Below are 24,165 nucleotides of genomic sequence, written 5' to 3'. Positions count from 1 at the left end.
AGTGCTCAAGGCCTGGCTGAAACTGTGATAGACTTGCATGTCATGAACGATCCCGCCGGCACTTCCGAAACCCAACCCACGGTCCTGCAAAGCGCGCTGCGTGGGCTCGCCTGCAAATGCCCGCGCTGCGGTGAGGGCAAGCTCTATGCGGGCTTCCTGACGTTGGCGCCGTCCTGTGACCGCTGCGGCCTCGACTATGCCTTCATCGACGCCGGCGATGGTCCGGCGATCTTCATCATCATGCTGGCCGGCGCGATCGTGGTCGGCTGCGCACTCGTGGTCGAGGTCAAGTACCAGCCGCCGTTCTGGCTGCATGCCGTGTTGTGGCTGCCACTGATCCTCGCCACCACGCTGTTGCCATTACGCTCCATGAAATCGCTGCTGATCGCACTGCAATTCCACCACAAGGCGGCGCCGGGCCGGCTGATCGACCGCGCGAAATGAACGAGACGGCGCGCAAGCCCCGCGTGGCCGGCTTCGCGCTGTTCACGTTTCTGCTGATGGCGGCCTTCGTCGCGCTTGGTGTGTGGCAATTGCAGCGCCGCACCGCCAAGCACGAGCTGATCGCGGCCCTCACCGAACGTCTTGCGGCAGCACCTGTCGCGCTGCCGCCGCCTGCGCAATGGGCTGCGCTGACGCCTGCGCGCGACGAATTTCGCCGCGTCAGCTTCACCGCAACCTATGTGGCTTCGCCGGACGCCATGGTCTATTCGTCCGGCTCGGCCGTGCGCAAGGATGCATCCACCCCAGGCACCTGGGCCTTCCTGCCGGCGCGGCTGCCGGGCGGCGAGATCGTCGTGATCGATGCGGGCTTCGTCGAGAACACGATGCAGGATCGCAGCGTCGAGGATCGCGCGGTGAAGAAGCTCGTCACCGGCGCGCCTGTTGCGATCACCGGCTATCTGCGCTTCCCGGAAACCCCGGGTTGGCTGACGCCGGCCGCGAACCTCGACAAGCGGCTGTGGTTCGTGCGCGATCATCTGGCGATCGCAAGCACCCTTCATTGGGGCGCGGTCGCGCCGTTCTATGTCGATCTCGAGCAGCCGGCGCCCGAGAACGGCATTCCGCGCCCGGGGCCGCTCGACGTGCACCTGAAGGACGATCATCTGCAATACGCCATCACATGGTTCGCGCTTGCCGGCGCGGTCCTGATCGCCTTTATCGTCTGGCTGAGGGGACGCTGGCGGAGTGGCGCAAATCGGTAGGTTTTCGGTGGGAACCCGGAATCCTCCGGGCTTTATTATTCAGCGCATATTCACGAGGGTGATCTTAATTCGCCCCCGACTTTTCCGCGGCGAACAGGATTGCTGGCGTTGAGCGATTTCGATCAAATGGGACTTGTCGTCGACTGGGTGGATGCCTGCCGCAGGGGCGACCTCACGACGCTGCTCGACCTCTACGCCGACGATGCCGAACTGAAGTGCACGTGCAACGGCACGCGCCTTTATCGCGGCCGGAGCGAGCTCGAAGCCTATTGGGAACCTAAACTCAGCGCGTTCTCCTCGGTAGGATTGGGCCTTGAGGAGATACATCCCGCGCAGAATGGGGTTGATCTGGAATATTCCATCGCGGGTTCGCTGCGCATCCGCGCCTCGTTCCGCTTCAGCGCGGACGGCAAGATCCACGGCACGTTGTGCGAACCGGCGCAGCAGGATGCCCACCAAGGCTGCGCTTGTTAGAGCGTTTCGAACGTTCCATCGGAATGGGCTTTAGGTTGATGCCTGCCCGTCTCGCACCGTTTCCATCGGCAGACGACAGCGAACATAGGTTCGATCGTTCGCACGCAGAAGTGACAGCGATCCGCTGAGCGCGCGCACGCGTTCATGCATGCCGGTCAGGCCGCGGCCGAAGACATTGTCGGCAGGAAAGCCGCCGCCGTCATCGGAGACTTCGATGCTGAGCGCATCGCCTGCTATCGCCGCCTCCACGTGGGCATTGCGTGCTCCGGCGTGGCGCAGCACGTTGGTCAACGCCTCCTGGATCACGCGGTAGACGGTTTGGGCCCGTGGCCCGTCGACCCCGTTGAGGCCAGGATCGATTGTCGCGGTGAGGCCGATATGCGGCGCCTGCCTGCGAAAATTCTCGAGCAGCGCCCGGACGCTGCCCTCCAATCCCAGCTCCTCGATGTAGAGCGGCCGCAGCCGGTCGAGGATGCGGCGATTGGTCTGCTGGAGCGCCTCGACCGAGCGTATCACCTCCTGCATGGAATTGCCGAGATGTCCCGCCTGCGGTGAAGCTTCGCCCAGCGCGATCGTGCCGGCGCGGATGCTGAACAACAGCGGGCCGAGCTCGTCATGCAGCTCGCGGGCAAGATCGCGCCGCTCATCATCCTGGAGCGACACCAGCCGGTGCAAGAGATCGCGATTGTCCCGACTGAGTTGCGCGAGCGTGGTTGCCAGCGCATTGGCCTCCTCGCAGCTTTGTCGGATTTCGGGCGGACCTGCGACCGGAATCGGCGTTGCATAATCGCCGCGCCGGATTCGGGTCAGGCCGGCGCCGAGGTTTTGCAGCGGCCGAAGCGCGGCACCTGCAAAGAAATAGGCGATCAATCCGGTGAGCACCATCAGCACGGCGGCGAGGCTCACCAGCGACACAAAGCCGATCCATTTCTCGAACAGGTCGGCGGAGAGGTCGGGCATGAACACAATGTCGCCGACATGCCTGCCCTCGATCATGACGGGAGATGCCGCGCCCACGTCTGGAAGGGCGATCAGGTCCACGAACCATCGCGGCACGCCATGCACATCCCGCAGGCCCTCCTTCGCGGCGAGCACAGGACCCGCTTCCACTGGCCGGAATTGAATATCTGAGGTGGGATCCAGGGATTGGACGAACGCGTCCAGCACCTTCCTTGGATTGTCCGAGGCGCCGAGCGCGTTGTTGAGTGCGACGGCGATCGTCTGAGTCGAGCGTCGACCTGGCTCGCTCTCCTCGGCCAGCTGACCGGTCGCAAAGGCCTGGAACAGCACGCCACTCAGGACCAGCGCGGCGACGAAGCTCAGGCCGAGCGGGAGAAACAGTTGAGTCCTGAATGAGAGCCGTTGCCACATTAGGCCAATTCTAACGTGCATCGGCGGAATTTTCTCTTTCCATTTGTTCCTGCCGGTCTATGAGTCGAACAAACAGAGAGCGCGCAATGCAAGATACCGCCAAACCGGCGACCAAGGTTCTCATCGTCGACGATCATCCCGTGGTGCTGTCGGGGTGTCGCACCCTGTTTGCGTCCGACCATTCGATCCGGATCGACGAGGCGAGCGATGCCAAATCCGGACACCGGGCCTATATCAGCAAGCGCCCCGACGTGACCGTGATCGACATCAGCCTGCCCGATCTCTCCGGCTTCGAACTGATGCGGCGGATCCGCAAGGACGACCCGGACGCCAAGATCATCATGTTCAGCATGAACGATGATCCGGCCTTCGTGGTGCGCGCAGTGGAGCTCGGGGCGCAGGGCTACGTCTCCAAGGGGGACGATCCCCGCATCCTGCTCAAGGCCGTGCGCAGGGTGGTTGCCGGCGACAATTTCATCTCGCCGCAGCTTGCCGAGGCCGTGACGTTCTCCGGCGCTGCGATCAAGGCCAATCCGGCCTCGCAGATGACGCCGCGGGAGCTCGAAATTCTCCGCCTGCTCGGGCGCGGCAACAAGATCGTCGAGGTCGCCGGGGCGCTCGGCATTTCCTACAAGACGGTCGCCAACACCACATCGCTGCTCAAGCAGAAGTTAGGGGCCAAGAACCATTCCGACCTGATCCGGATCGCGGTCGAAATCGGCATGAACTGACCTCGTCAGGACCGAGCCGGGCTGCTCCAGGATGCAGCCGGCTCGGCCGCCGGATCGACGCTACCGCTTGTGCGGGCAATGCAGGGACGGCGGCTGATCTGATCCGCCGACCCGATCGGCCGACGAACCGTTCGTACCCCGTTCAATGTCGTTGGCTTGGGAAAACGCGGCATTGAGGCCACGCGGCGGCCAGTTTGGCGCCCGACCTTGCCAAGCCGTCTCGGGAAAGTCTGGAACATTTGAAGACGCGCGCCGTTTTTGGTCTTGACGATCTCGTGACGGGCGACGATAGCTCGAACCAACGATTTTCGGGGCAGGTGCCCCGACGCGGAAAACCGGGTCTGCACACATCAACGACAGACCTTCCAAGAGAGGGCTGCGGCATCGCCGCAGCCCTTTTTGTTGGGCCTGCTTGCTGCCGGGAAGCGGTTTCCCGATGCCGCAAAACACTCTATGGTGCCCGCAGCGCCTCCGATGGCGAACTAGGAACATTGTAAAATCAAAGGCTTGGGGTCCAGATTCAGATCGGGCCGGCCTTTGGAGGGTAGTTTGACTCGTTACATCTCGACCCGGGGCGAGGCCCCTGAGCTTGGCTTTTGCGACGTGATGCTGACCGGGCTTGCCCGCGACGGCGGCCTGTATGTGCCGGTGACCTGGCCACAGCTCTCACGCGAGACCATTGCCGGCTTCTTTGGTCGTCCCTATTGGGAAGTCGCAGTCGATGTCATCCGGCCGTTCGTCGGCGGCGAGATTTCGGACGCCGAGCTCGGCCGCATGGCGAACGAGGCCTACGCCACCTTCCGTCATCCGGCGGTGGTACCGCTGCGCCAGATGTCGCCGCACCAATTCGTGCTGGAGCTGTTTCACGGTCCGACGCTCGCCTTCAAGGACGTGGCGATGCAGCTGATCTCGCGGCTGATGGATCATGTGCTGGCCAAGCGCGGCCAGCGCACCACCATCGTGGTCGCGACGTCAGGTGACACCGGTGGCGCCGCGGTCGAAGCCTTCGCTGGCTTGGAGAACGTCGACCTCATCGTGCTGTTTCCGCACAAGCGCATCTCCGAGGTGCAGCAACGGATGATGACGACCACGGGCGCGGCCAATGTCCACGCGCTCGCCATTGAGGGTAATTTCGACGACTGCCAGGCGCTCGTGAAGGGGATGTTCAACAACCATCGCTTCCGAGACGCGACCTCGCTGTCCGGCGTCAATTCCATCAACTGGGCCCGCATCGTCGCGCAGGTGGTCTACTATTTCACCTCCGCAGTCGCGGCCGGCGCACCGGGGCGTGCGGTGGACTTCATCGTGCCAACAGGCAATTTCGGCGATATTTTTGCAGGCTACGTCGCCAAGCGCATGGGTCTCCCCGTCCGGACGCTGCGCATCGCCGCCAATGTCAATGACATCCTCGCGCGCACGCTCAAGACCGGCATCTACGAGGTGCGCGGGGTGCACGCCACCGCCTCGCCGTCGATGGACATCCAGATCTCCTCGAATTTCGAGCGGCTGCTGTTCGAAGCGAGCCGGCGCGATGCGCCCGCGGTGCGCCGGCTGATGGAGCAGCTCAAGCAATCGGGCCGCTTCGTGCTGCCGGATGCGACGCTGGCTGCGATCCGCGAAGAGTTCGACGCCGGCCGCGCCGACGAGACCGAAACCGCGGCCGCGATCCGCGCCGCCTGGCGCGAGGCCGGCGAACTCGTCGATCCGCACACCGCGGTGGCGCTCGCGGTCGCCGACCGCGACACCACGGATACGACTGTGCCGAACATCGTGCTCTCCACCGCGCACCCGGCCAAATTCCCTGGCGCCGTGGAGTCGGCTTGCGGCCAACGGCCGCAACTGCCGGCCTGGCTCGACGGTCTCATGACCAAGTCCGAGCACATGACGGTGATGAAGAACGATCAGTCCGAGGTGGAGCGGTTCGTGCTGTCGGTCAGCCGCGCCGCAAGACAGGGAGTTGCCGGATGAGCGTCGAGATATCCAAGCTTGCCTCCGGCCTGACCGTCGTCACGGACAACATGCCGCACCTCGAGACCGCCGCGCTCGGCGTCTGGGCCGGCGTCGGCGGCCGCGACGAGAAGCCGAACGAGCATGGTATCTCGCATCTGCTCGAACACATGGCATTCAAGGGGACAACCGGGCGCTCGTCACGCGAGATCGTCGAGGAAATCGAGGCGGTCGGCGGCGACCTCAATGCCGGCACCTCGACCGAGACGACGTCCTATTATGCCCGCGTGATGAAGGCCGACGTGCCGCTGGCGCTCGACGTGCTCGCCGACATCCTGGCCAATCCCGCCTTCGAGCCGGACGAGCTCGAGCGCGAGAAGAACGTCATCGTGCAGGAGATCGGCGCGGCCCAGGACACGCCCGATGACGTCGTGTTCGAGCATCTCAACGAGCTCTGCTATCCCGAACAGCCGATGGGACGCTCGCTGCTCGGCACCGCCAAGACGCTGAAAAGCTTCAACCGCGACTCGCTGCGCAACTATCTCTCGACGCATTATCGCGGCCCCGACATGGTGGTGGCGGCCGCCGGAGCCGTCGACCACAGCCAGGTCGTCGCCGAGGCCGAGAAGCGCTTTGCCAGCTTCGAGGCGGCGCCGGGACCGAAGCCGCAGGCCGCCCAGTTCGGCAAGGGCGGCGCCAAGGTCGTGCATCGCGAGCTCGAACAAGCGCATCTGACGCTCGCGTTGGAGGGCGTACCGCAGACCGATTTGTCGCTGTTCTCGCTCCAGGTCTTCACCAACATCCTCGGCGGCGGAATGTCGTCGCGGCTGTTCCAGGAGGTGCGCGAGAAGCGCGGCCTCTGCTACTCGATCTACACTTTCCACGCGCCCTATAGCGATACCGGCTTCTTCGGCCTCTACACCGGCACCGATCCGGCCGATGCGCCGGAGATGATGGAGGTGGTGGTCGACATCATGAACGATTCTGTGGAGACGCTGACCGAGGCCGAGATCGCCCGCGCCAAGGCGCAGATGAAGGCAGGTCTGTTGATGGCGCTGGAGAGCTGCTCGTCCCGCGCCGAACAGCTCGCCCGGCACGTGCTGGCCTATGGAAGACCGCAGACGGTGCAGGAACTGGTGGCCCGGATCGACGCCGTCAGCATCGAATCGACCCGTGATGCGGCGCGTGCACTGCTTTCGCGCAGCCGGCCTGCGGTTGTCGCATTGGGCAGCGGCAGGGGTCTGGACACGGCGGTGTCTTTTGCGGAAGGATTGACCCGGGCGCGCGCCAAGGCGCGGCTGCATTAGGAGCCGCGCCACGGACCGCCCGCCCCGGGAAGCATCACCATGGCTCTCTTTCGCCTGCCGTCCAGTGGACCTGCTGCCCTCGCCCCCCGCGGCAACGGGCTGCTGCTGCGCGCGCCGCAGATGTCGGACTTTCTGCAATGGGCGCACTTGCGCGAGACCAGCCGCGATTACCTGACGCCGTGGGAGCCGATCTGGCCATCGGATGATCTGACGCGGTCCGGCTTCCGCCGCCGCCTGCGCCGCTATTCCGAGGACATCGCCGCGGACCGCTCCTATCCGTTCTTGATCTTCCGTGAACTCGACGGCGCCATGGTCGGCGGCATCACGCTCGCCAATGTCCGTCGCGGCATCGTCCAGGCCGGCACCATCGGCTATTGGGTCGGCCAGCCCCATGCTCATCGCGGCTACATGACGGCGGCGTTGCGAGTGCTGTTGCCGACGCTGTTCGGCGAACTCAATCTGCACCGGGTTGAGGCCGCCTGCATCCCCACCAATGCACCGTCGATCCGGGTGCTGGAGAAGTGCGGCTTCTCACGCGAAGGGCTGGCGCGCCGTTATCTCTGCATCAACGGCATCTGGCAGGATCATCTGCTGTTCGGCCTGCTGCACGAGGATTTTCGCGGCTGAGCCGGGGCGCTGCGCGAGGGGATCACCACTTTTTGCTGCCTTGGGATCGCCGATTTTGGCGATATAACCCGCAGGCCGGCCGATCGGCCGGAATGTTGCGATGGAGTGCTGCCGTTCATGAATGAGCTTCGATCATTGCGGAATGCGCTGCGGCGGGGTCCGGTGATCGCGCTGGCGCTGTCGGTGTTGTCTGCGACTGTCTCGCCGGTCGCGGCACAGTCATTGACGGACCGCTTCAAGAGCCTGTTCGGCGGCAGTTCCGACGAGCCTGCCCAGCCCAAGCCGGCGCCTGCACCGGGCGCGCCTCAGGCCGATGACGACATCGATTGCCCGCAGGTCACGGTGCGCGCCGGTGCGTCCACCTATGGTGTCGGAGCGACCGGCAAGCCCGCCGTCGGCAACGACGTCCGCTTCCAGGCCTCGATCAGCAAGATGGCGCGTGAATGCATTCGAAATGGCGGCGAGATCACCGCGCGCATCGGCATTCAGGGGCGGGTCATCGCAGGCCCCGCCGGTGCGCCTTCCACGGTCGAGGTCCCCCTGCGCATCGCGGTGGTGCAGGGCGGCGTTGGCGAGAAAGTGATCACATCGAAGGCCTACCGGACCACGGTCGAGATGTCGGAGGCCGGCAGTGTGCCTTTCAGCTTCGTTGCCGAAGATCTCGTCTATCCGGTGCCCTCGGCGGCAGTCGCCGATTCCTACATCTTTTATGTCGGCTTCGACCCGCAGGCGCTGTCGCCGGAGCCGAAGAAGGCGCGGAAGAAGAAGTAGGGCGGGGTCGTGCCCCGGACGCGACGCAGCGCGTAAGCGGTGCGGCGCAGAGCCGGGGTCCAGAAGCCGTGGATCCATGGGTCCCGGCTCTGGGAGCAGCGTTACACGCTGCGCCGCGTCCGGGACAACGGGTCCGTTGCCCAAAAAAAAAGCCGGCGCTCATCGCGCCGGCTGTTTGATTCGTGAGGCGAAATCCCTCAGTTCAGCTTCTGCCGAACCTCGGTGATGCCCTTGGCGAGCAGATCGTCGGCGACCGGGCCCTTGACCGACTGCGACAGGATCGTAGAGGCGGCCTGAACGGCAGCTTCGGCGGCTGCGGCACGGACGTCAGCCAGCGCCTGGGCCTCGGCGAGCGCGATCTTGCTCTCCGCGGTCTTGGTGCGGCGGGCGACGAAGTCTTCCATCTTCGCCTTGGCCTCGGTCGCGATGCGCTCGGCTTCGGATTTGGCGTTGGCGATGATGTCGGCGGCTTCGCGTTCGGCCGCGGCGCTGCGCGCCTTGTAGTCCGCGAGCACCTTGGCGGCTTCCTGCTTGAGGCGCGTCGCGTCGTCGAGCTCGGCCTTGATGCGCTCGGCACGATGGTCGAGCGCAGCCACTGCCTTCTTGAAGACTCCGAGATAGCCGAACACGACCATCAGGACGACGAAGGCGATGGCGACCCAGGTTTCAGGATCGAAGAACATGTCGACTAACCCTTCAAGGACGCATCAACGGCAGCACTGACCGACGCCGCATCCGGAACGACACCGGTGAGCTGCTGCACGATGGTGCCAGCCGCATCGGCCGCAATGCCGCGGACATTGCTCATGGCAGCCGTGCGGGTCGAGGCGATGGTCTTCTCCGCCTCGGCGAGCTTGGTTGCCAGCTGCTCTTCCAGCGCCTTGCGCTCGGCTTCCGCCTGCGCATTCGCCTTGTCGCGGGATTCGTTGCCGATCGCCTGAGCACGCGAACGCGCCGAAGCGAGTTCGCCTTCATAGGCCTTCAGCGCCGCTTCGGACTGATCCTTCAGCTTCTGCGCCTCGGCAAGGTCGCCCTCGATCTTGTTCTGACGCGCCTCGATCGCACCGCCGACCTTCGGCAGAGCGAGCTTGGACACGATCACGTAAAGCACGACGAAGAAGATCGCGAGCGACACCAGCTGCGAAGCGAAGGTGCTGCTCTCGAACGGCGGAAACGCGCCGCTGTGATGTCCGCCGTCGGCTTCGGTGTGGGCGCCGGTCTCAGGACCTTTCGCCTCGCCATGACTCTCGGCCATGGAGTACTCCTGTTGCTGTCACGCGCCGCTTCGGATGAAGCGGCGCGAAAGAAGTCGTTCCTTAGAAAACGAACAGCAGAAGCAGCGCGATCAGCAGCGAGAAGATGCCGAGCGCTTCGGTCACGGCGAAGCCGAAGATCAGGTTGCCGAACTGGCCCTGCGCGGCCGAGGGGTTACGGACCGCTGCGGCGAGGTAGTTGCCGAAGATCACGCCCACGCCGACGCCCGCACCGCCCATGCCGATGCACGCGATGCCCGCGCCGATGAGTTTTGCTGCTGTCGCGTCCATTTTAGACTCCTTGAAAGAAAGATAGGGTTGTGGGTGGAAATTCCCCGGACCGCTCAGTGTCCCGGATGAATGGCGTCGTTGAGGTAGATGCAGGTCAGGATCGCAAACACATAGGCTTGCAGGAACGCGACCAGAATCTCGAGAGCGTACAGCGAGATCGTGAGCGCCAGCGGCAGCACGCCGCCGACCCAGCCGATGGCGCCGAGCGAGAAGCCGAGCATGGCGACGAAGCCCGCGAACACCTTCAGCGCGATGTGGCCAGCCAGCATGTTGGCGAACAGACGGACGCTGTGCGAGACCGGCCGCAGGAAGAACGACAGGACCTCGATGAACATGACCAGCGGCAGGATGTAGCCGGGGACGCCGTGGGGAACGAAAATCTTGAAGAACTTCAGGCCGTTCTTGGCGACGCCGTAGATCAGCACCGTGAAGAAGACCAGCAGCGCCAGCGCCACGGTCACGATCAGATGGCTCGAGATCGTGAAGGTATAGGGGATGACGCCGACGAGGTTCGAGACGCAGAGGAACATGAACAGCGAGAACACCAGCGGGAAGAACTTCATGCCTTCCGCGCCGGCCGTCGAACGGATCGTCGAGGCGACGAATTCGTAGGAGATTTCAGCGACCGACTGCAGGCGGCCGGGAACGAGCTGGCTGCCGCTGGCCAGCATCAGGATCGAAATGATGGCGACCGCCACCAGCATGTAGAGCGAGGAATTGGTGAAAGCGATCGTGTGATTGCCGATATGGCCGATCGTGAAGAGAGGCTCGATGTTGAACTGGTGGATCGGATCGATTTTCATCGGCGCGGCATCTCTTGGTCTGCCGGGCAATGCCGGCTGGTCTCGGTCTGCCGGCCGGGCCGGCCCGCACCGGCGAAGCCGGCGCGATCACTCCTCTCCTGTGCGGATCGGCCTCAAGTACCACCGCGCCTGTTCTGACCCGCGCCCGCGGATCTCACCACATTCACTACGCCGGCCACGAAGCCCAGCAGCGTGAACACGATAAATCCGAAAGGCGACGTCGACAGCAAGCGGTCGAAACCCCAGCCAATCCCCGCTCCGACCACGACCCCGGCGATCAACTCGGAGGATAACCGAAAACCAAGCGCCATCGCCGAGGCTCTGGCCGCTCCGTCTCCACCGTCACCTGCGGGTTGCTCAGTCTTGACGTGGCGGCCGCGTAATTCGGACAACCGCTGATCAAGATTTCCGAGCCGTTCGGAAAGCGCAGCTTCATCGGGCGATCTATCGCGATCTCCATTCTCGCCGTGTCCCGTGTCTTGAGCCATGCCACGAAGACCCGAAACGCTGCGGTTGAATGGAAATTACGCCCGCCACCCTCAAAAGCCGCGCGGACCATACTGACCGCACATAATCAAGTCAAGCCAAGTCACGATCGCGTCGTCTTCTGTTATGTGGCTGATTTTATTGGAGATATTTCCTTGTGCGCCAGCGCTGCACACAGCGTGACGCCGCACCGCAGCAGCCTTGCGCGCGATCCGCCGACATGGCCGACATTTGGCCGTAGCTTTCGGGATCAAAGTGACGGTGACTTCCGTTGATTCCGCAGCTGCGGTTTTTTGCGGCGGCTCCAGCTGACCGGCGGTGCGCCGTCGCCAGTCCGGGTGTAGCATTCGAAGCGGACGTGCCACCCGTTCGACGTGGCGGAGAGCGCGATGAGACCTGTGAAATCATCCACAACATCATGGCTTGCAGCGGCGATCGTTGCCGTGGCGGCGGCCAGCGGCGGCGTGGTTGCTGCGCAATCCGCGCCCGATGGCGACAACGGCCGTTACAGCATGACGCCGATCCCGGAGGGCGTGCTGCGGCTCGACACCCGCACCGGCGCCGTCTCGACCTGCACCAAGAACGATGCCGGCTGGGCCTGCTATGCCGTGCCCGACGAACGCTCCGCGCTCGATGCGGAGATCGGTCGGCTCCAGGCCGAGGTCGAGAAGCTCAAAGGAGAGCTCGCGGCCGGGCCGTCCGTATCGGGCAAGATCGACGAGGCGCTGCCGAAATCCGATTCCCTGAAGAAGGCCGAGCCGCAAACACGAGATCCAAAGTCCGCCGAGGGTGACCGCAAGCTCGAGATCCCGCTGCCGAGCGACCAGGACCTCGACCGCGCAATGTCGTTCCTGGAAAAGGCGTGGCGCCGGCTGATCGACATGGCCAATCGCGTGCAGAAGGACGTGTCGGGCAAGATCTGAATTGTCGTACCGGCCGAGAGACCTTTGATGACATCAGCCAGATCCATCACACGCTCGGCGCCATCGTCGGTGCAAGCCACGTTCATCGTGTCGTCGCTGCTGACGGTGCAGACACAGGGGCGCGGCTTCACCGACCTTACCGGCGAGGTCGCGAAATTTGTCGCTGACACTCGCGCGCGCGAGGGCGCATTGACGCTGTTCATCCGCCACACCTCGGCGTCGCTGACGATCCAGGAGAATGCCGATCCGTCGGTCCTCGTCGATCTCACCACCGCGCTTGCGCGGCTTGCGCCTGAAAACGTGCCCTGGACGCATGACACCGAAGGGCCGGACGACATGCCGGCGCACATCAAGACGATGCTGACGCAGACCTCGCTGCACGTGCCAGTGCTGGGCGGCAAGCTCGCGCTCGGCACCTGGCAGGCGATCTATCTGATCGAGCATCGCGCGCGCCCGCACCGGCGCGAGGTCGTGCTGCAATTCATCGGCAGCGGCGAGGCGACACCAAAATGAAACCGGCCGCGGAATCTCCGCGGCCGGTTTGACTTGCTGAGAGGCCGGGCGCCTTGGGCGCCGGCCAGTCTCGACTAGATCTGCTTGATGTCGACGTCCTTGGTCTCGGGCAGAAACAGGAAGCCGACCACAAGGCTCATTGCCGCGATGGCGACCGGATACCAAAGGCCGGAATAGATGTTCCCGGTGGCGGCCACGATCGCAAACACCGTCGCCGGCAGGAAGCCGCCGAACCAGCCGTTACCGATGTGGTAGGGCAGCGACATGCCGCTGTAGCGGATGCGGCTCGGGAACAACTCAACCAGCCAGGCCGCGATCGGCGCGTAGACCAGTGTCACGTAAATCACGAGGACCCAGAGCAGGATCGTCGTCATGACATAGTTGATGTCGTTCGGATCGGCGGAGGCCGGATAGCCGTGGGTCTTGATCGCCGCCGGCAACGCCTTGGCGAAATCCGCCGACGTGGCCGTGAGCGTCTGCTCGCCGATCTTGACCGTCGCCGGGGTGCCCTTCGGCGCATCCTGGTTCTGGTAGTTCACCGACAGGTTCACCAGCGCGGCCTTGGCGATGTCGCAGCCGGTGGTGAACTTCTCGGTGCCCGTCGCCTTGAACTGGAACGAGCATTCGCCGGGATCGGCGATGACAGTCACCGGCGCGGAAGCCAGCGCGGCTTCCAGCTTCGGGTTGGCAAAGTGGGTGATGCCCTTGAAGATCGGGAAGTAGGTCACCATCGCCAGCAGGAAGCCGGCGAGGATGATCGGCTTGCGGCCGATCTTGTCGGACAGCATGCCGAAGATGACGAAGAAGGGCGTGCCCAATGCCAGCGCAACCACGATCATGATCTGCGACGGGACGGCCGGGACCTTCAGCGTCTGGGTGAGGAAGAACAGGGCGTAGAACTGTCCGCCGTACCACACCACCGCTTCGCCTGCGGTTGCGCCAAGCAGTGCCAGGATCGCGATCTTGGCATTGTTCCATTCGCCGAAGGCTTCGGTAAGCGGGCGCTTCGAGGTCTTGCCCTCATCCTTCATGCGTTGGAAGACCGGCGATTCATTCAGGCTCAAGCGAATCCAGATCGAAACCGCCAGCAGCACGCCGGACAGCAGGAAGGGAATGCGCCAGCCCCAATCGCCGAACGATTCCTCGCCCATCACAGTCCGGATTCCGAGGATCAGCAGCAGCGCCAGGAACAGGCCGAGCGTCGCGGTGGTCTGAATCCAGGAGGTGTAGTAGCCGCGCCTGCCCTGAGGGGCGTGCTCCGCGACGTAGGTCGCCGCGCCGCCATATTCACCGCCAAGAGCGAGACCCTGGATCAAGCGCAGGCCGATCAGCACGATCGGCGCGGCGATCCCCCAGGTTGCATAGCCCGGCAGCAGGCCGATGAAGAACGTGCCGATGCCCATCAGCGTCATGGTGACGAGGAAAGTGTACTTGCGGCCGATCATGTCGCCGAGGCGGCCGAAGATCAGCGCACCGAACGGACGGACGGCGAAGCCTGCCGCAAAGGCGAGGAGCGCGAAGATGAAGCCGACATTCGGCGGGACGTTCGAGAAGAAGTATTTTGCCAGGAAGGCGCCCAGCGTGCCGTAGATGTAGAAGTCGTACCATTCGAACACGGTACCGAGCGAAGATGCGAAAATGACCTTTCGCTCTTCGGCAGTCATTCCCCCAGCGCGGACCCCTGAGCCCGCTGTGGCAGCCATTGTCATCGTTTCGCTCCCAGAGTTAGTGCAAAGCCGCGCGCCCGGACCGGCCGGATCAATTTAGGCTTGCGCTCAAAGTAACATCGGCGTGAAACCTGCCCCAATACGACTTTCGGCCTTCCGCACTGACACGCAACTGACGGTGCGGAGTTATAGTGCCGTGCCGCGCTCCCGGCGCGCGGATTAACCCCTTTTTCCGCAAAGGAATAATGGGCCCTTGCATGCCACGGCCGGTCGGGGAAGAATTGACCATTGCGCGGGTCCGGACTACTGGCCCGGTGACGAACGACAGCAAGAGACCGATGAACGCTCCTTCCACCCATCTCGTCATTGCCGATGACCATCCGCTGTTCCGTGACGCGTTGCGGCAGGCGGTGGCGGGCGTCCTGAGCACGGCAAAGATTGACGAGGCTGGTTCTTTCGAGGATCTGACCAAGCTGTTGGAACAGACCTCCGACGTTGATCTGGTCCTGCTCGACCTCTCGATGCCGGGTATCTCCGGCTTCTCCGGCCTGATCTATCTGCGCGCGCAATATCCGGCGATCCCGGTGGTGATCGTCTCGGCCTCCGACGACAGCGCCACGATTCGCCGCTCGCTCGATTTCGGCGCCTCGGGCTTCATTCCGAAGCGGTTCGGCGTCGAGACCTTGCGCGATGCCATCCTCAAAGTGATGGAGGGGGACGTCTGGGTTCCCGCCGACACGGACCTCACGGCGGCCGCCGACCCCGACATGACGAAGCTGCGCGACCGCCTGGTGACGCTGACGCCCCAGCAGGTGCGGGTGTTGATGATGCTGTCGGAGGGACTGCTGAACAAGCAGATCGCCTACGAGCTCGGCGTCTCCGAGGCGACGATCAAGGCGCATGTCTCGGCGATCCTGCAAAAGCTCGGGGTCGAAAGCCGGACCCAGGCGGTGATCGCGGCCGCCAAGATCGCCGGCGGCCAGTGGAAGCAGGGCGCCCCGACGGGGTAGTCCAGTCACAAGGGCTTTGCGTGCGACGTGGCCATCTGAGTCCCGGCCCTGCGCAGCAGCCTTGTACGCTGCCGCGCGTCCGGAGACGAGAGACCTACAGGTTCTCCAGGATCTCGCGAGCCGCTTTGATATCCGTGGTGTCGGAGCCCTCGGCGAAGCCTTCGAGCGCCGTCCGGAGCAATCGCTTCGCTTCCCCGTCGTCGGCGACAAGCGTTGCCAGATCGATCGCGGCGCGCAGCTCCCAGGCTTTCGCGCCCGTGCGCCGGCTCAGTTCCAGCGCCTCCCTGAAATAGCTCTCCGCCTGCTCGATATTCGGCTGCGGCTGGGAGAGCAACACCTTGCCCTTCATCCGCAGCAGCTCGGGTCGGTACAAACGATCGCCGCCCTGATCGACGAGACCGATCACATCGTCGATCAGCTCCGCGCTTCTCTCGATTTGTCCGAGCGCCAGAAGGCCGTCAATCAGCGCGATATTGAACGTCGTGGTGAGCAGCTCATAGCCGGCATCATGCAGCTCCTGCAGGGAGAGCCTGACCGTTTCGACGCCGCTTTTCGCATCCCCGCGCCGGATTGCGAGTTCGCCTTTGACGCCTCTGCCGACTGCGAGATAGGGCCCCATCGAGCGGGACGCAGCGTGAGCGATGAAGCGGTCGATGTGCTCGTCAGCGGCATCGAGGTCACCGTTCCAGAGATCGATCGAGACCGCCCAGATCAGGGCGATGCAGAGCGTGATGGGATGATCCATCTGCGCGGCCTCGTCGACGGTCTGTTGCGCCAGTTGCCGCGCCTGCGCGGGTCGGCCCTGCAGCCACAATTCACGCGCCAGCGAGATGCCGGCGCGGTTGCGATGGTCGAAACCATAGACCGTGCTGATCCGCTCCGTGCCGGGACCGCGCCAGGCCGCCTCCAGCATCTTCAGGGCGTCGCGATGTTGGCCGCCGAGATGCAAGGAGACCCCGAGCAGCGATTGGGCGAGAGCAAGCGAGGCGGGATCGCCCAGCGTTTCCGCAACGGCGAGACCATGCTTCGCATGGCCGAGCGCGGCTTCGAACTGACCGATCCGCTCGTGGAAGATGTGCATCCGGCCGAGCAATTGAAGCTGGTTTGGCGCATCGCCGAGCCCGTTCGCAATGGCGAGCGCCCGGGTCAGCGCATTGCGTGCCGCTTCGCTGCCGCCGCGCGTGAACATCAAGGCCAAACCGAGCGCGGCTTGCAGATGCATCTCTTCAGCGCTGCCCCGCGAGATGGGATCCATGGCCAGCAGCGCCCGTTCCGACCAGCGCCGGCATTCCATCAGCAGGGACATCGCGAGGAAGATGGGTGCCGCCGCAGCGGCGAGCGCAATGCCGATCCTCGCATTTCCGTCCGGGCCAAAACACCAGTCGAGCGCGGCGCGCACGTTGTGAAGCGCCGAGAAGTGGATGGCCCGCTCGTCGGCACTCGGCAGCGCCGCCCATGTGGCGCCGGCTTGCTCCAGCCATCGCTGGTAGTAGGTGGCGTGGCGGGCGGCGAGCGCCGATCCGTCGTCGGCGATCGCGAGCAGATAAGCGCGCGTTGTGTCGAGAAGGCGGTAGCGCATCATGGCGCCGATGGGGCGTGGGGCGACCATCGATTTGGCGAGGAGGCTGTCGATGGCGTCGAACAGACGCGAGCGGTCGACCTGCTCGTCGGGCACGATCTCGAGCGCGGCGTCGATGGTGAAATGGCCGGCGAAAACCGCAAGCCTGCGCAGCACCAGGCGCTCGAGCTCGGACAGCAGCCCGTAGCTCCAGTCCAACGTCGCCTGCAACGTCTGCTGTCGCGGCGGCGCGGTCCGCTGTCCCTGCCACAGCAGGTTGAGACGCTCGTCAAGCAGCGTCGCAGTCTGCTCCAGGCCATAAGCTTCGACGCGACCGGCGGCGAGCTCGATCGCCAGCGCCATGCCATCGAGCTTGCGGCAGATTCTGGCGGCAATGACGGCATTGGAATCGTCGAGCGCAATCTGGGCGCCGCCGGCGGCGGCGCGTTCGAGGAAGAGTTCGAGTGCGGGATAGGTCCGCGCAACTGCGGCCGTCAGTTCGCGATCTTCAGGGGGAACGCCGAGCGGCGCCAACCTGTAGACCTGCTCGCCCTCGACGCGCAGCGCCTCTCGACTCGTCGCCAGGACGTGAACCTGCGGCGCGGCCTGAAAAATTTCGGCGGCGAGTGGTGCAGCCGCGGCAATCACATGCTCGCAATTGTCCAGGATCAGCAACATGCGCTTGTCCTGCAGATGTGCAAGTAACGCGGGCATCGGATCATCGGCTTGGGCCGGCAGGCCGAGCATCAGCAGGAGCGAGGTGATCACGAGATCGGGATCGCTGAGCGCCGCGAGATCGATGAAATGTGCGGCGTCGGAGAACGTCTCGAGCAGGTCGTGGGCGATCGCGACTGCAACGGCCGTCTTGCCGACGCCGCCGGGGCCTACGATCGTTACGAAACGGGACGTGACGAGCTTGTCCGACACGGTCGCGATCGCATCGGCGCGTCCGACCATCCGCTGCAACCGGTTCGGCAGCTTGACAGGCGGCAATTCAGCCCGGGATGCCGGGCGCGCCGGCGTCGAAATCTCGGCGTGCGAGATCGGCGCCACGAAGCAGTAGCCGCGGCCGGACAGCGTCGTGATGTAGCGGGCGCCGTTCTTGCCGTCGCCGAGCGCTTTCCGCAACGCCGCGATGTGGAAGCGCAGATTGGCTTCCTCGACACTCATGCCGGGCCAGACCAGGCCCATCAGATCCGATTTGCTGACGACCTCGTTGGGGCGCGACATCAGCGCGATCAGCGTATCGAAGCTCTTGGCGCCCATCGGCAGCACGACGCCGTCGCGCGTCACCAGCCTTTCATGTGGCGTCACCGTGAATGGTCCAAACGAGAATGTTGCGGCAGCGGGCCCGACCGGCTCGGTCATGACGAAATCTTGCTCATTTGCAGCATCGGATAGCCAGCGGGCGTCGATCCCGCAAGATCGGTATTGCATCGGCATAAGGCAAATGTTTGCGGATCTCGAAAGCCGGTTCCCTGCCGCCCTCACAACTTCTCACAAGTCCAAACGGGTGTGCTGCGACGCTCCCTGCTACTCAGTTGCGCGACGGCAAGGAGATACTCATGAAGCAATCGGAAAAACTGCTCTACACCGCACGAACCCACACCAGTGGCGGCCGTCAGGACGGCCTGTCCCGCAGCTCCGACGGGCGTCTCGATGTGCGCCTGTCGCCTCCGGGTGGCGCCGGCGTCGGCACCAATCCCGAGCAATTGTTCGCAGCCGGTTGGTCGGCCTGCTTCGAAGGCGCGATGGAGATCGCGGCGCGCAAGCGGAAAATCGACCTTCCAAGCAAAAGCGCGATCGATGCGGAGATCGACCTCGTCCTCGACGAGGGGGCCTACGCGCTCAGAGCCCGCCTCGGCGTCAGCCTGCCCGGCCTCGACCGCGACGTCGCGCGCGATCTCATCGATGAGGCGCACCGGACCTGTCCTTATTCCAAGGCTGTTCGCGGCAATATCGACGTCACAGTCGAACTGATCTGACCCTTCAACAACGATCAACAGGATAACAGGACAATGACACAGATGATCGACCAGCATCGCCGCCAGTTCCTCGGCGTCGCAGCCGGCACCGTCGCCGTCGGCCTCGGCGTGATCGACCTCGCACGTGCCGAAACGGAGGCAGTACGCTCCTCTCCATCGAGCTCCTCCTTCGGCACGATCAAGCAGATCAAAGCCGGCGTGCTTGATGTCGGTTACGCGGAAACCGGTCCCGCGACAGGCCCGGTGGCGATCCTGCTCCACGGCTGGCCTTACGACATTCACAGCTTCGTCGACGTCGCGCCGATCCTGGCGCAGGCCGGCTACCGCGTCATCATTCCTTATTTGCGCGGCTACGGTTCGACCCAGTTCCTCTCCGGCGAGACGCTGCGCAATGGCGAGCCGGCGGCGCTGGCCGTCGATATCGTCGCGTTGATGGATGCGCTCGACATCAAGAAGGCTGTCGTCGCCGGCTTCGACTGGGGCGCGCGCACCGCCGATATCATCGCCGCGCTGTGGCCGGAGCGCTGCCGCGCCCTGGTGTCAGTGAGCGGCTATCTGATCTCCAGTCAGGCGGCAGGCAGCGCGCCGCTGCCGCCTTCGGCCGAGTTGCAATGGTGGTATCAGTTCTATTTCGCGACCGAACGCGGCCGCGCCGGCTACGACAAGTACACCCATGATTTCGCAAAGCTGATCTGGAAGCTGGCCTCGCCGCAGTGGAAGTTCGACGACGCTACTTTCGATCGCAGCGCGAAGGCTTTCGAGAACAAGGATCACGTCGCGATCACGATCCACAATTACCGCTGGCGGCTCGGGCTCGTGAAGGGCGAGGCGAAGTACGAGGAGATCGAAAGGAAGCTCGCTTCCGGCCCGGTCATCAACGTGCCCACCATCACCATGGAAGGCGATGCCAACGGTGCCCCGCATCCCGATTCCAGCGCCTATGCCAAGAAGTTCTCCGGCCGCTACGATTATCGCCTGATCACCGGCGGGGTCGGTCACAATCTGCCGCAGGAAGCTCCGCAGGCCTTTGCCAAGGCCGTCATCGATGCCGACGGCGGCGCCTGAGCGCTCGTTCACCTCGGTCCGGCGCGCGCCGGGCCGAGGCACCCCGCGATCCCAGCTAGAAGAATCCTCATGACGTCTCCCGAATCCGAACCGAAAAAATCGTTCCCCACCACGATCATCGCGGTGGCGTTCCTGCTTGTCGTCGCCCTCCTGACATGCGTGCCGTATCTGGTCTCGATCGCGCTCGCTGGAGATCCTGTGACGGCGGACGCCTCGCCGATCTTCGGCGTCACGGTCCCTGTGAACTACAAGCAGTGGGAGCTGATCGCGCCGGCCGAGGAGGCCGCGCCCCTGGATGAGCTGCGCGCGGTCGTCGGCAACCAGGTTGCAATCGATGCCTATCAGGACGGCAAGCTGCCATTCCCCGATGGCACCATTCTGGTGAAGCGCGCCTGGAAGCGCGTGCAGTCTCCCGACTTCGCCTCAGCGACCATTCCCGGTGCTGCCACCACGGTCCAGGTCATGGTCAAGGATTCCAGGAAATACGCCGCGACCGGCGGCTGGGGCTTTGGGCGCTTCATCAACGGCAAGCCGGTGGATGAGGCGCAGCACCGCACCTGCTTTGCCTGCCATGAAGCCCGCGCCAGGGGACATGACTACGTGTTCACCCGGCTTGCGCCTTGAGATGGGAGGATCGGTCCGCAGCTACTTTATTCCGCTGCCACCATCTGCTGGGTCCGCCACTGCCCCAGCAGGGCGCGCAGCGAGGCCGGCTTCACCGGCTTGTTCAGCACCGCGATCTTTTCGTCGCGCGCCGCCATTTGCACCGCGGGGCTGCGATCGGCAGTGATCAGGATGGCGGGAATGGCGTCGCCGAAGCGGCGGCGGATGTCGCGGATGGCGGCGATGCCGTTGCCGCGGTCGAGGTGATAGTCGACCAGCAGCCCGGTGACGCGCCGGCCGGCGGCTTCGATGGCGGTAATTGCGCCTTCGGGATCGGCAACCGCGATCACCTCGGCGTCCCAGGCCTTGAGCAGCGTCCGCATGCCGTCGAGGATCGCGGCGTCGTTCTCGATGCAGACGATCAGCGCGCCGGAGATCGAGGTGCGTGCCAGCGGTGTTGCGATGGTCACCGCGGCGGTCAGCGTCACGGCCTTCGCCGTCGGGACGGTCACTGAGAACAGCGAGCCGCCGCTGGCATTGGCGTCGATGGTGATGTCGTGGCCGAGCACGCGCGCCAGTCGCTCCACGATCGAGAGTCCCAATCCCAGCCCGCGCGCGATCCGCGCGCCCTGCTCGAGGCGGTGGAATTCCTTGAAGATCTCGCTGCGTTTGACCGCGGGAATCCCGACGCCGGTGTCATAGACGCAGATATTGAGCGAGGCGCCGCGGCGGCGGCAGCCGACCAGCACGCGCCCGCGCGGGGTGTATTTGATCGCGTTCGAAATCAGGTTCTGCAACAGCCGCCGCAGCAGCAGCCGATCCGACGCGACCGGCAGGGAGCAGGGCACGAAGGTGAGATCGAGGCCCTTGGCGCGCGCGATCGGTGCGAACTCGATCTCCAGCGAGCGCATCAGATCGGCCATCTTGAAGCTCGAGATCGAGGTCGTCATCGCGCCGGCATCGAGCCTGGAGATGTCGAGGAGCGCGCCGAGGATCTCCTCGATGGCCTGCAGCGACTCGTCGATATTCTCGACCAGCCGCGTCTCCTCGCCATTGTGCTGGCGCTCGACCAGGCTCGTGACGTAGAGCCGCGCCGCGTTCAGCGGCTGGAGGATGTCGTGGCTGGCAGCCGCGAGGAAGCGGGTCTTGGAGATGCTGGCGTCCTCCGCGGTGCTCTTGGCCAGCGCCAGCTCGGAGTTCAGCCGGGTCAGTTCCTCGGTGCGGTCGCGCACGCGCTTCTCCAGCGTGGCGTTGGCGCGCTCCAGCGCTTCCGCGGCTTCGAAAGTCGGCGTGACGTCGGTGAAGGTGATGACGAAGCCGCCGCCGGGCATGCGGTTGGTGAGCACTTCGATCACCATGCGGCGTTCGGGAAGGCGTTCGAGATAAGGCTCGCTGTCGGTGGTATAGGCCACGAGCCGCTGCTCGATCATCGCCTCGCGATCGGTCTGATCGGCGGGATCGCTCACGCCCATGAATTCCAGGATCTCGCGGAGCGGCGTGCCAAACTGGATGAAGTGCGGGGGCACGTTGAGCAGATCGCCGAACTGCCTGTTGGAGCAGATCAGTTGCAGGTCTGCGTCGAACACCGCGATGCCCTGCCGAACATGGTTCAGCGCGGTCTGGAGGATCTCGCGGTTGAAGTGGAGCGCTGCATGGGAATCGTCGAGCAGCTTCAGCGCGGCCTTCGCGGATACGGTGCGCTTGCGCAGCAGCAGTGACATCACGAGGCGTGAGGACGCAGCCCCGATCGAGGATGCGATCAGGTGCTCGGCGTGCTGCAGCAGCTCGAAATCGGCGGGTGCTCCGGGCTCCAGCCGCATATTGCGGTGGGCCGAGAACGCCTCGAACGATTGCCGCGCACGATCCGGGCCGAGATACTGCGCAACCGTGGCCTGGATGTCCTGCACCGTGATCGTGGTGCGCCAGCGACGCAAGCTCGGCGAGATCGGCGCCAGCGTGTTGGGCACGAACAGGTCGGCCTGCACAAGCTCGATGGACGAGGGCTGCCGGGCCAGCGACAGCAGCACATAGGTGAGAATGTTGAGCGAGAGCGACCAGACCACGCCATGCATCAGCGGCGACAGATCGGCGCCGAACAGCGCCTGCGGCCGCAGCGCCTCGATCCCGAATGGCCCGTGCTGGAGCAGCAGAATTCCGGCCGTCGAGGAATCCATGAAGCTCGGTATGAACAACGTGTAGAGCCACACCGCGAAGCCGACCAGCATGCCGCCGATGGCGCCGCGCGCGGTCGCCCGCCGCCACAGCAGGCCGCCGAAGAAAGCGGGCGCGAGCTGCGCGATGGCTGCAAAGGAGAGCAGGCCGATCGCTGCCAGCTGGGCATTGCCGAGCGCGCGATAGTAGAAATAGGCCATCACCATGATGGCGAAGATGGCGAGGCGCCGCGAGCGCAACAGGAAGTCGCCGAAGTCGTTGGTGCCTGCGCGCCCCTCGGGTCGTCGTTGCAGCACCAGCGGCACCACGAGGTCATTCGAGACCATGATGGAGAGCGCGACGCATTCGACGATCACCATCGCCGTTGCTGCCGATAGGCCCCCCACGAAGACGGCGACGCTGAGAAGTCCCGCGCCCCCCTCCATCGGCAGCGCCAGCACGTACATGTCGGGATTGACAGCGCCGAACGGGAAAGTGATGAGGCCGGCGAGCGCGATCGGGATCACGAACAGGTTGATCGCGACGAGATAGAGCGGGAACAGCCAGCGCGCGCGGCTGACTTCCGCGTCCGAAGAATTCTCCACCACGCTGACGTGAAACTGCCGCGGCAGCAGCATGATCGCGCACAATGACAGCAGCGTCATGGTCAGGAAATTGCCGATCGACGGCGAATAATCGATGGCGCGCACCGCCTCCGGCGTCTTCATCGCGCGATCGATCAGTTCGTGCGGGGAGAACATCCAGAAGGTGACGAAGATGCCGGCGGTGAGGAAGGCAGCCAGCTTGATGATGGACTCGGTCGCAACCGCCAGCATCAGCCCATGCTGATGCTCGGTGGCGTCGGTCTGCCGCGTGCCGAACAGCACCGCGAAGGCGGCCATCGCCAAGGTGACCATCAGCGCAATGTCGCCGAGGATCGGAATGTGCGAGAACGCCTGGTCCTCGCTCAGAATGACTTCCAGCGAGGACGCCACCGCCTTGAGCTGGAGCGCGATGTAGGGCACCGATCCGATGATCGCGATCAGCGCCACCGTTGCCGCCACCGCCTGGCTCTTGCCGTAGCGCGCACCGATGAAGTCGGCGATCGAGGTGATGTTGTGCGCTTTGGCAAGCTGGATCACGCGGCGGAGCACGCCGGCGCCAAGCCCGATCATCAGGATCGGGCCGACATAGATCGCAAGGAAGTCGGTGGAGGTGCGCGTGGCAAAGCCCACCGAGCCGAAGAAGGTCCAGGAGGTGCAGTAGATCGCCAGCGACAGCGGATAGATCAGCCCGGACGCGCGGCCGGGGCCGGCCGGCGAGCGGCGGTCGCCATGGCTCGCCACCAGGAACAGGAAGCCGATATAGCCGAAGGCGGCGGCGATCACGCCCCAGTCGTGCAGCATGGCGAGCGTGCTTCTCCC

23 protein-coding genes are annotated in these 24,165 nt (G+C 64.6%); 14 read left to right on the top strand and 9 right to left on the bottom strand.

The window, feature by feature from the left end:
• Positions 1-42: 42 nt before the first annotated feature.
• The 3 genes from BM374_RS02835 (at position 43) to BM374_RS02825 (ending at position 1,679) form a co-directional block, all read left to right on the top strand.
• Positions 43-444 carry a DUF983 domain-containing protein gene (locus tag BM374_RS02835; RefSeq protein WP_092289036.1) on the top strand — a complete coding sequence of 134 codons (402 nt, stop codon included), beginning with the start codon at positions 43-45 and terminating at the stop codon, positions 442-444.
• Positions 441-1,205, top strand: coding sequence for an SURF1 family protein (locus tag BM374_RS02830; protein ID WP_092289035.1), 765 nt, complete (start codon positions 441-443; stop codon positions 1,203-1,205). Before BM374_RS02835 ends, BM374_RS02830 begins: the two co-directional genes overlap by 4 nt.
• Positions 1,206-1,313: 108 nt before the next feature.
• Positions 1,314-1,679, top strand: coding sequence for a nuclear transport factor 2 family protein (locus BM374_RS02825; protein ID WP_092290171.1), 366 nt, complete (start codon positions 1,314-1,316; stop codon positions 1,677-1,679).
• Positions 1,680-1,709: 30 nt separating this feature from the next.
• Here the strand turns inward: BM374_RS02825 and BM374_RS02820 are convergent, their stop codons facing one another.
• Positions 1,710-3,050 (bottom strand): histidine kinase, encoded by a 1,341-nt coding sequence (locus BM374_RS02820; protein WP_092289034.1) that lies wholly within the window; start codon positions 3,048-3,050, stop codon positions 1,710-1,712.
• Between the two features lie 86 nt (positions 3,051-3,136).
• On the opposite strand from BM374_RS02820, the gene BM374_RS02815 reads away from it, so the two are divergent.
• The 5 genes from BM374_RS02815 (at position 3,137) to BM374_RS02795 (ending at position 8,433) form a co-directional block, all read left to right on the top strand.
• Positions 3,137-3,781, top strand: a complete 645-nt coding sequence (locus BM374_RS02815) for a response regulator transcription factor (RefSeq protein ID WP_092289033.1) — start codon at positions 3,137-3,139, stop codon at positions 3,779-3,781.
• Positions 3,782-4,330: 549 nt separating this feature from the next.
• Positions 4,331-5,749: a threonine synthase gene (gene thrC, locus BM374_RS02810; RefSeq protein ID WP_177248054.1), complete on the top strand. Its 1,419-nt coding sequence runs from the start codon at positions 4,331-4,333 to the stop codon at positions 5,747-5,749.
• Positions 5,746-7,035: a M16 family metallopeptidase gene (locus tag BM374_RS02805; protein ID WP_092289031.1), complete on the top strand. Its 1,290-nt coding sequence runs from the start codon at positions 5,746-5,748 to the stop codon at positions 7,033-7,035. The genes thrC and BM374_RS02805 overlap by 4 nt, the downstream gene beginning before the upstream one ends.
• Before the next feature lie 39 nt (positions 7,036-7,074).
• Complete coding sequence (locus BM374_RS02800) at positions 7,075-7,662, top strand: GNAT family N-acetyltransferase (protein ID WP_063197874.1); 588 nt, start codon at positions 7,075-7,077, stop codon at positions 7,660-7,662.
• 117 nt (positions 7,663-7,779) lie between these two features.
• Positions 7,780-8,433, top strand: coding sequence for a hypothetical protein (locus BM374_RS02795; RefSeq protein ID WP_092290170.1), 654 nt, complete (start codon positions 7,780-7,782; stop codon positions 8,431-8,433).
• A 197-nt stretch (positions 8,434-8,630) separates the two neighbouring features.
• On the opposite strand, the gene BM374_RS02790 is transcribed toward BM374_RS02795, so the two are convergent.
• The 5 genes from BM374_RS02790 to BM374_RS02770 all read right to left on the bottom strand — a co-directional run bounded on the left by BM374_RS02790 (position 8,631) and on the right by BM374_RS02770 (position 11,268).
• A complete protein-coding gene (locus BM374_RS02790) occupies positions 8,631-9,116 on the bottom strand; it encodes a F0F1 ATP synthase subunit B family protein (protein ID WP_092289030.1) in 486 nt (161 codons plus the stop codon).
• 5 nt (positions 9,117-9,121) lie between these two features.
• Positions 9,122-9,688 (bottom strand): F0F1 ATP synthase subunit B, encoded by a 567-nt coding sequence (locus BM374_RS02785; protein ID WP_092289029.1) that lies wholly within the window; start codon positions 9,686-9,688, stop codon positions 9,122-9,124.
• Between the two features lie 61 nt (positions 9,689-9,749).
• Positions 9,750-9,977, bottom strand: coding sequence for a F0F1 ATP synthase subunit C (locus BM374_RS02780; protein WP_092289028.1), 228 nt, complete (start codon positions 9,975-9,977; stop codon positions 9,750-9,752).
• Between the two features lie 53 nt (positions 9,978-10,030).
• Complete coding sequence (locus BM374_RS02775) at positions 10,031-10,780, bottom strand: F0F1 ATP synthase subunit A (RefSeq protein WP_092289027.1); 750 nt, start codon at positions 10,778-10,780, stop codon at positions 10,031-10,033.
• Positions 10,781-10,893: 113 nt separating this feature from the next.
• The gene (locus tag BM374_RS02770) at positions 10,894-11,268 is read right to left on the bottom strand and encodes an AtpZ/AtpI family protein (protein ID WP_092289026.1); all 375 of its coding nucleotides are present in this window, start codon (positions 11,266-11,268) and stop codon (positions 10,894-10,896) included.
• 387 nt (positions 11,269-11,655) lie between these two features.
• On the opposite strand from BM374_RS02770, the gene BM374_RS02765 reads away from it, so the two are divergent.
• Complete coding sequence (locus BM374_RS02765; RefSeq protein WP_092290169.1) at positions 11,656-12,189, top strand: hypothetical protein; 534 nt, start codon at positions 11,656-11,658, stop codon at positions 12,187-12,189.
• 27 nt (positions 12,190-12,216) lie between these two features.
• Positions 12,217-12,702, top strand: a complete 486-nt coding sequence (locus BM374_RS02760; RefSeq protein ID WP_092289025.1) for a secondary thiamine-phosphate synthase enzyme YjbQ — start codon at positions 12,217-12,219, stop codon at positions 12,700-12,702.
• 74 nt (positions 12,703-12,776) lie between these two features.
• Here the strand turns inward: BM374_RS02760 and BM374_RS02755 are convergent, their stop codons facing one another.
• Positions 12,777-14,405 (bottom strand): MFS transporter, encoded by a 1,629-nt coding sequence (locus tag BM374_RS02755; RefSeq protein ID WP_210188574.1) that lies wholly within the window; start codon positions 14,403-14,405, stop codon positions 12,777-12,779.
• A gap of 302 nt (positions 14,406-14,707) precedes the next feature.
• Here BM374_RS02755 and BM374_RS02750 point away from each other — a divergent pair, with 302 nt between their 5' ends.
• Positions 14,708-15,379, top strand: a complete 672-nt coding sequence (locus BM374_RS02750) for a response regulator (RefSeq protein WP_092290167.1) — start codon at positions 14,708-14,710, stop codon at positions 15,377-15,379.
• A gap of 94 nt (positions 15,380-15,473) precedes the next feature.
• Here BM374_RS02750 and BM374_RS02745 read toward each other — a convergent pair whose 3' ends face one another.
• Positions 15,474-18,305, bottom strand: a complete 2,832-nt coding sequence (locus BM374_RS02745) for an ATP-binding protein (RefSeq protein ID WP_092290165.1) — start codon at positions 18,303-18,305, stop codon at positions 15,474-15,476.
• Positions 18,306-18,502: 197 nt separating this feature from the next.
• Between BM374_RS02745 and BM374_RS02740 the strand changes: the two genes are divergently transcribed.
• The 3 genes from BM374_RS02740 to BM374_RS02730 all read left to right on the top strand — a co-directional run bounded on the left by BM374_RS02740 (position 18,503) and on the right by BM374_RS02730 (position 20,611).
• Positions 18,503-18,922 carry an organic hydroperoxide resistance protein gene (locus tag BM374_RS02740; RefSeq protein WP_092290163.1) on the top strand — a complete coding sequence of 140 codons (420 nt, stop codon included), beginning with the start codon at positions 18,503-18,505 and terminating at the stop codon, positions 18,920-18,922.
• A 33-nt stretch (positions 18,923-18,955) separates the two neighbouring features.
• Positions 18,956-19,987 carry an alpha/beta fold hydrolase gene (locus BM374_RS02735; protein WP_092289023.1) on the top strand — a complete coding sequence of 344 codons (1,032 nt, stop codon included), beginning with the start codon at positions 18,956-18,958 and terminating at the stop codon, positions 19,985-19,987.
• A gap of 69 nt (positions 19,988-20,056) precedes the next feature.
• Positions 20,057-20,611 (top strand): cytochrome P460 family protein, encoded by a 555-nt coding sequence (locus tag BM374_RS02730; RefSeq protein WP_092289022.1) that lies wholly within the window; start codon positions 20,057-20,059, stop codon positions 20,609-20,611.
• Between the two features lie 26 nt (positions 20,612-20,637).
• Here BM374_RS02730 and BM374_RS02725 read toward each other — a convergent pair whose 3' ends face one another.
• On the bottom strand, positions 20,638-24,147 hold the full coding sequence (locus BM374_RS02725) for a PAS domain-containing hybrid sensor histidine kinase/response regulator (protein WP_092289021.1): 3,510 nt from the start codon (positions 24,145-24,147) through the stop codon (positions 20,638-20,640).
• Positions 24,148-24,165: the final 18 nt, after the last annotated feature.

Origin of the sequence: Bradyrhizobium sp. Ghvi, from assembly GCF_900115265.1 — a bacterium.
In the GTDB taxonomy this organism is placed as follows: domain Bacteria; phylum Pseudomonadota; class Alphaproteobacteria; order Rhizobiales; family Xanthobacteraceae; genus Bradyrhizobium.
The sequence above is the reverse complement of the archived record's forward strand: the minus strand, read 5'-3'. Positions and strand labels throughout refer to the sequence as shown.

What these genes read in the sequence shown, in the direction of transcription:
- BM374_RS02835 (WP_092289036.1), top strand. Translation starts at nt 43, where the DNA reads ATGAACGATCCCGCCGGCACTTCCGAAACCCAACCCACGGTCCTGCAA.
- BM374_RS02830 (WP_092289035.1), top strand. Translation starts at nt 441, where the DNA reads ATGAACGAGACGGCGCGCAAGCCCCGCGTGGCCGGCTTCGCGCTGTTC.
- BM374_RS02820 (WP_092289034.1), bottom strand. Translation starts at nt 3,050, where the DNA reads ATGTGGCAACGGCTCTCATTCAGGACTCAACTGTTTCTCCCGCTCGGC.
- BM374_RS02815 (WP_092289033.1), top strand. Translation starts at nt 3,137, where the DNA reads ATGCAAGATACCGCCAAACCGGCGACCAAGGTTCTCATCGTCGACGAT.
- BM374_RS02805 (WP_092289031.1), top strand. Translation starts at nt 5,746, where the DNA reads ATGAGCGTCGAGATATCCAAGCTTGCCTCCGGCCTGACCGTCGTCACG.
- BM374_RS02800 (WP_063197874.1), top strand. Translation starts at nt 7,075, where the DNA reads ATGGCTCTCTTTCGCCTGCCGTCCAGTGGACCTGCTGCCCTCGCCCCC.
- BM374_RS02795 (WP_092290170.1), top strand. Translation starts at nt 7,780, where the DNA reads ATGAATGAGCTTCGATCATTGCGGAATGCGCTGCGGCGGGGTCCGGTG.
- BM374_RS02790 (WP_092289030.1), bottom strand. Translation starts at nt 9,116, where the DNA reads ATGTTCTTCGATCCTGAAACCTGGGTCGCCATCGCCTTCGTCGTCCTG.
- BM374_RS02785 (WP_092289029.1), bottom strand. Translation starts at nt 9,688, where the DNA reads ATGGCCGAGAGTCATGGCGAGGCGAAAGGTCCTGAGACCGGCGCCCAC.
- BM374_RS02780 (WP_092289028.1), bottom strand. Translation starts at nt 9,977, where the DNA reads ATGGACGCGACAGCAGCAAAACTCATCGGCGCGGGCATCGCGTGCATC.
- BM374_RS02775 (WP_092289027.1), bottom strand. Translation starts at nt 10,780, where the DNA reads ATGAAAATCGATCCGATCCACCAGTTCAACATCGAGCCTCTCTTCACG.
- BM374_RS02770 (WP_092289026.1), bottom strand. Translation starts at nt 11,268, where the DNA reads ATGGCTCAAGACACGGGACACGGCGAGAATGGAGATCGCGATAGATCG.
- BM374_RS02765 (WP_092290169.1), top strand. Translation starts at nt 11,656, where the DNA reads ATGAGACCTGTGAAATCATCCACAACATCATGGCTTGCAGCGGCGATC.
- BM374_RS02760 (WP_092289025.1), top strand. Translation starts at nt 12,217, where the DNA reads ATGACATCAGCCAGATCCATCACACGCTCGGCGCCATCGTCGGTGCAA.
- BM374_RS02755 (WP_210188574.1), bottom strand. Translation starts at nt 14,405, where the DNA reads ATGGCTGCCACAGCGGGCTCAGGGGTCCGCGCTGGGGGAATGACTGCC.
- BM374_RS02750 (WP_092290167.1), top strand. Translation starts at nt 14,708, where the DNA reads ATGAACGCTCCTTCCACCCATCTCGTCATTGCCGATGACCATCCGCTG.
- BM374_RS02745 (WP_092290165.1), bottom strand. Translation starts at nt 18,305, where the DNA reads ATGACCGAGCCGGTCGGGCCCGCTGCCGCAACATTCTCGTTTGGACCA.
- BM374_RS02740 (WP_092290163.1), top strand. Translation starts at nt 18,503, where the DNA reads ATGAAGCAATCGGAAAAACTGCTCTACACCGCACGAACCCACACCAGT.
- BM374_RS02735 (WP_092289023.1), top strand. Translation starts at nt 18,956, where the DNA reads ATGACACAGATGATCGACCAGCATCGCCGCCAGTTCCTCGGCGTCGCA.
- BM374_RS02730 (WP_092289022.1), top strand. Translation starts at nt 20,057, where the DNA reads ATGACGTCTCCCGAATCCGAACCGAAAAAATCGTTCCCCACCACGATC.
- BM374_RS02725 (WP_092289021.1), bottom strand. Translation starts at nt 24,147, where the DNA reads ATGCTGCACGACTGGGGCGTGATCGCCGCCGCCTTCGGCTATATCGGC.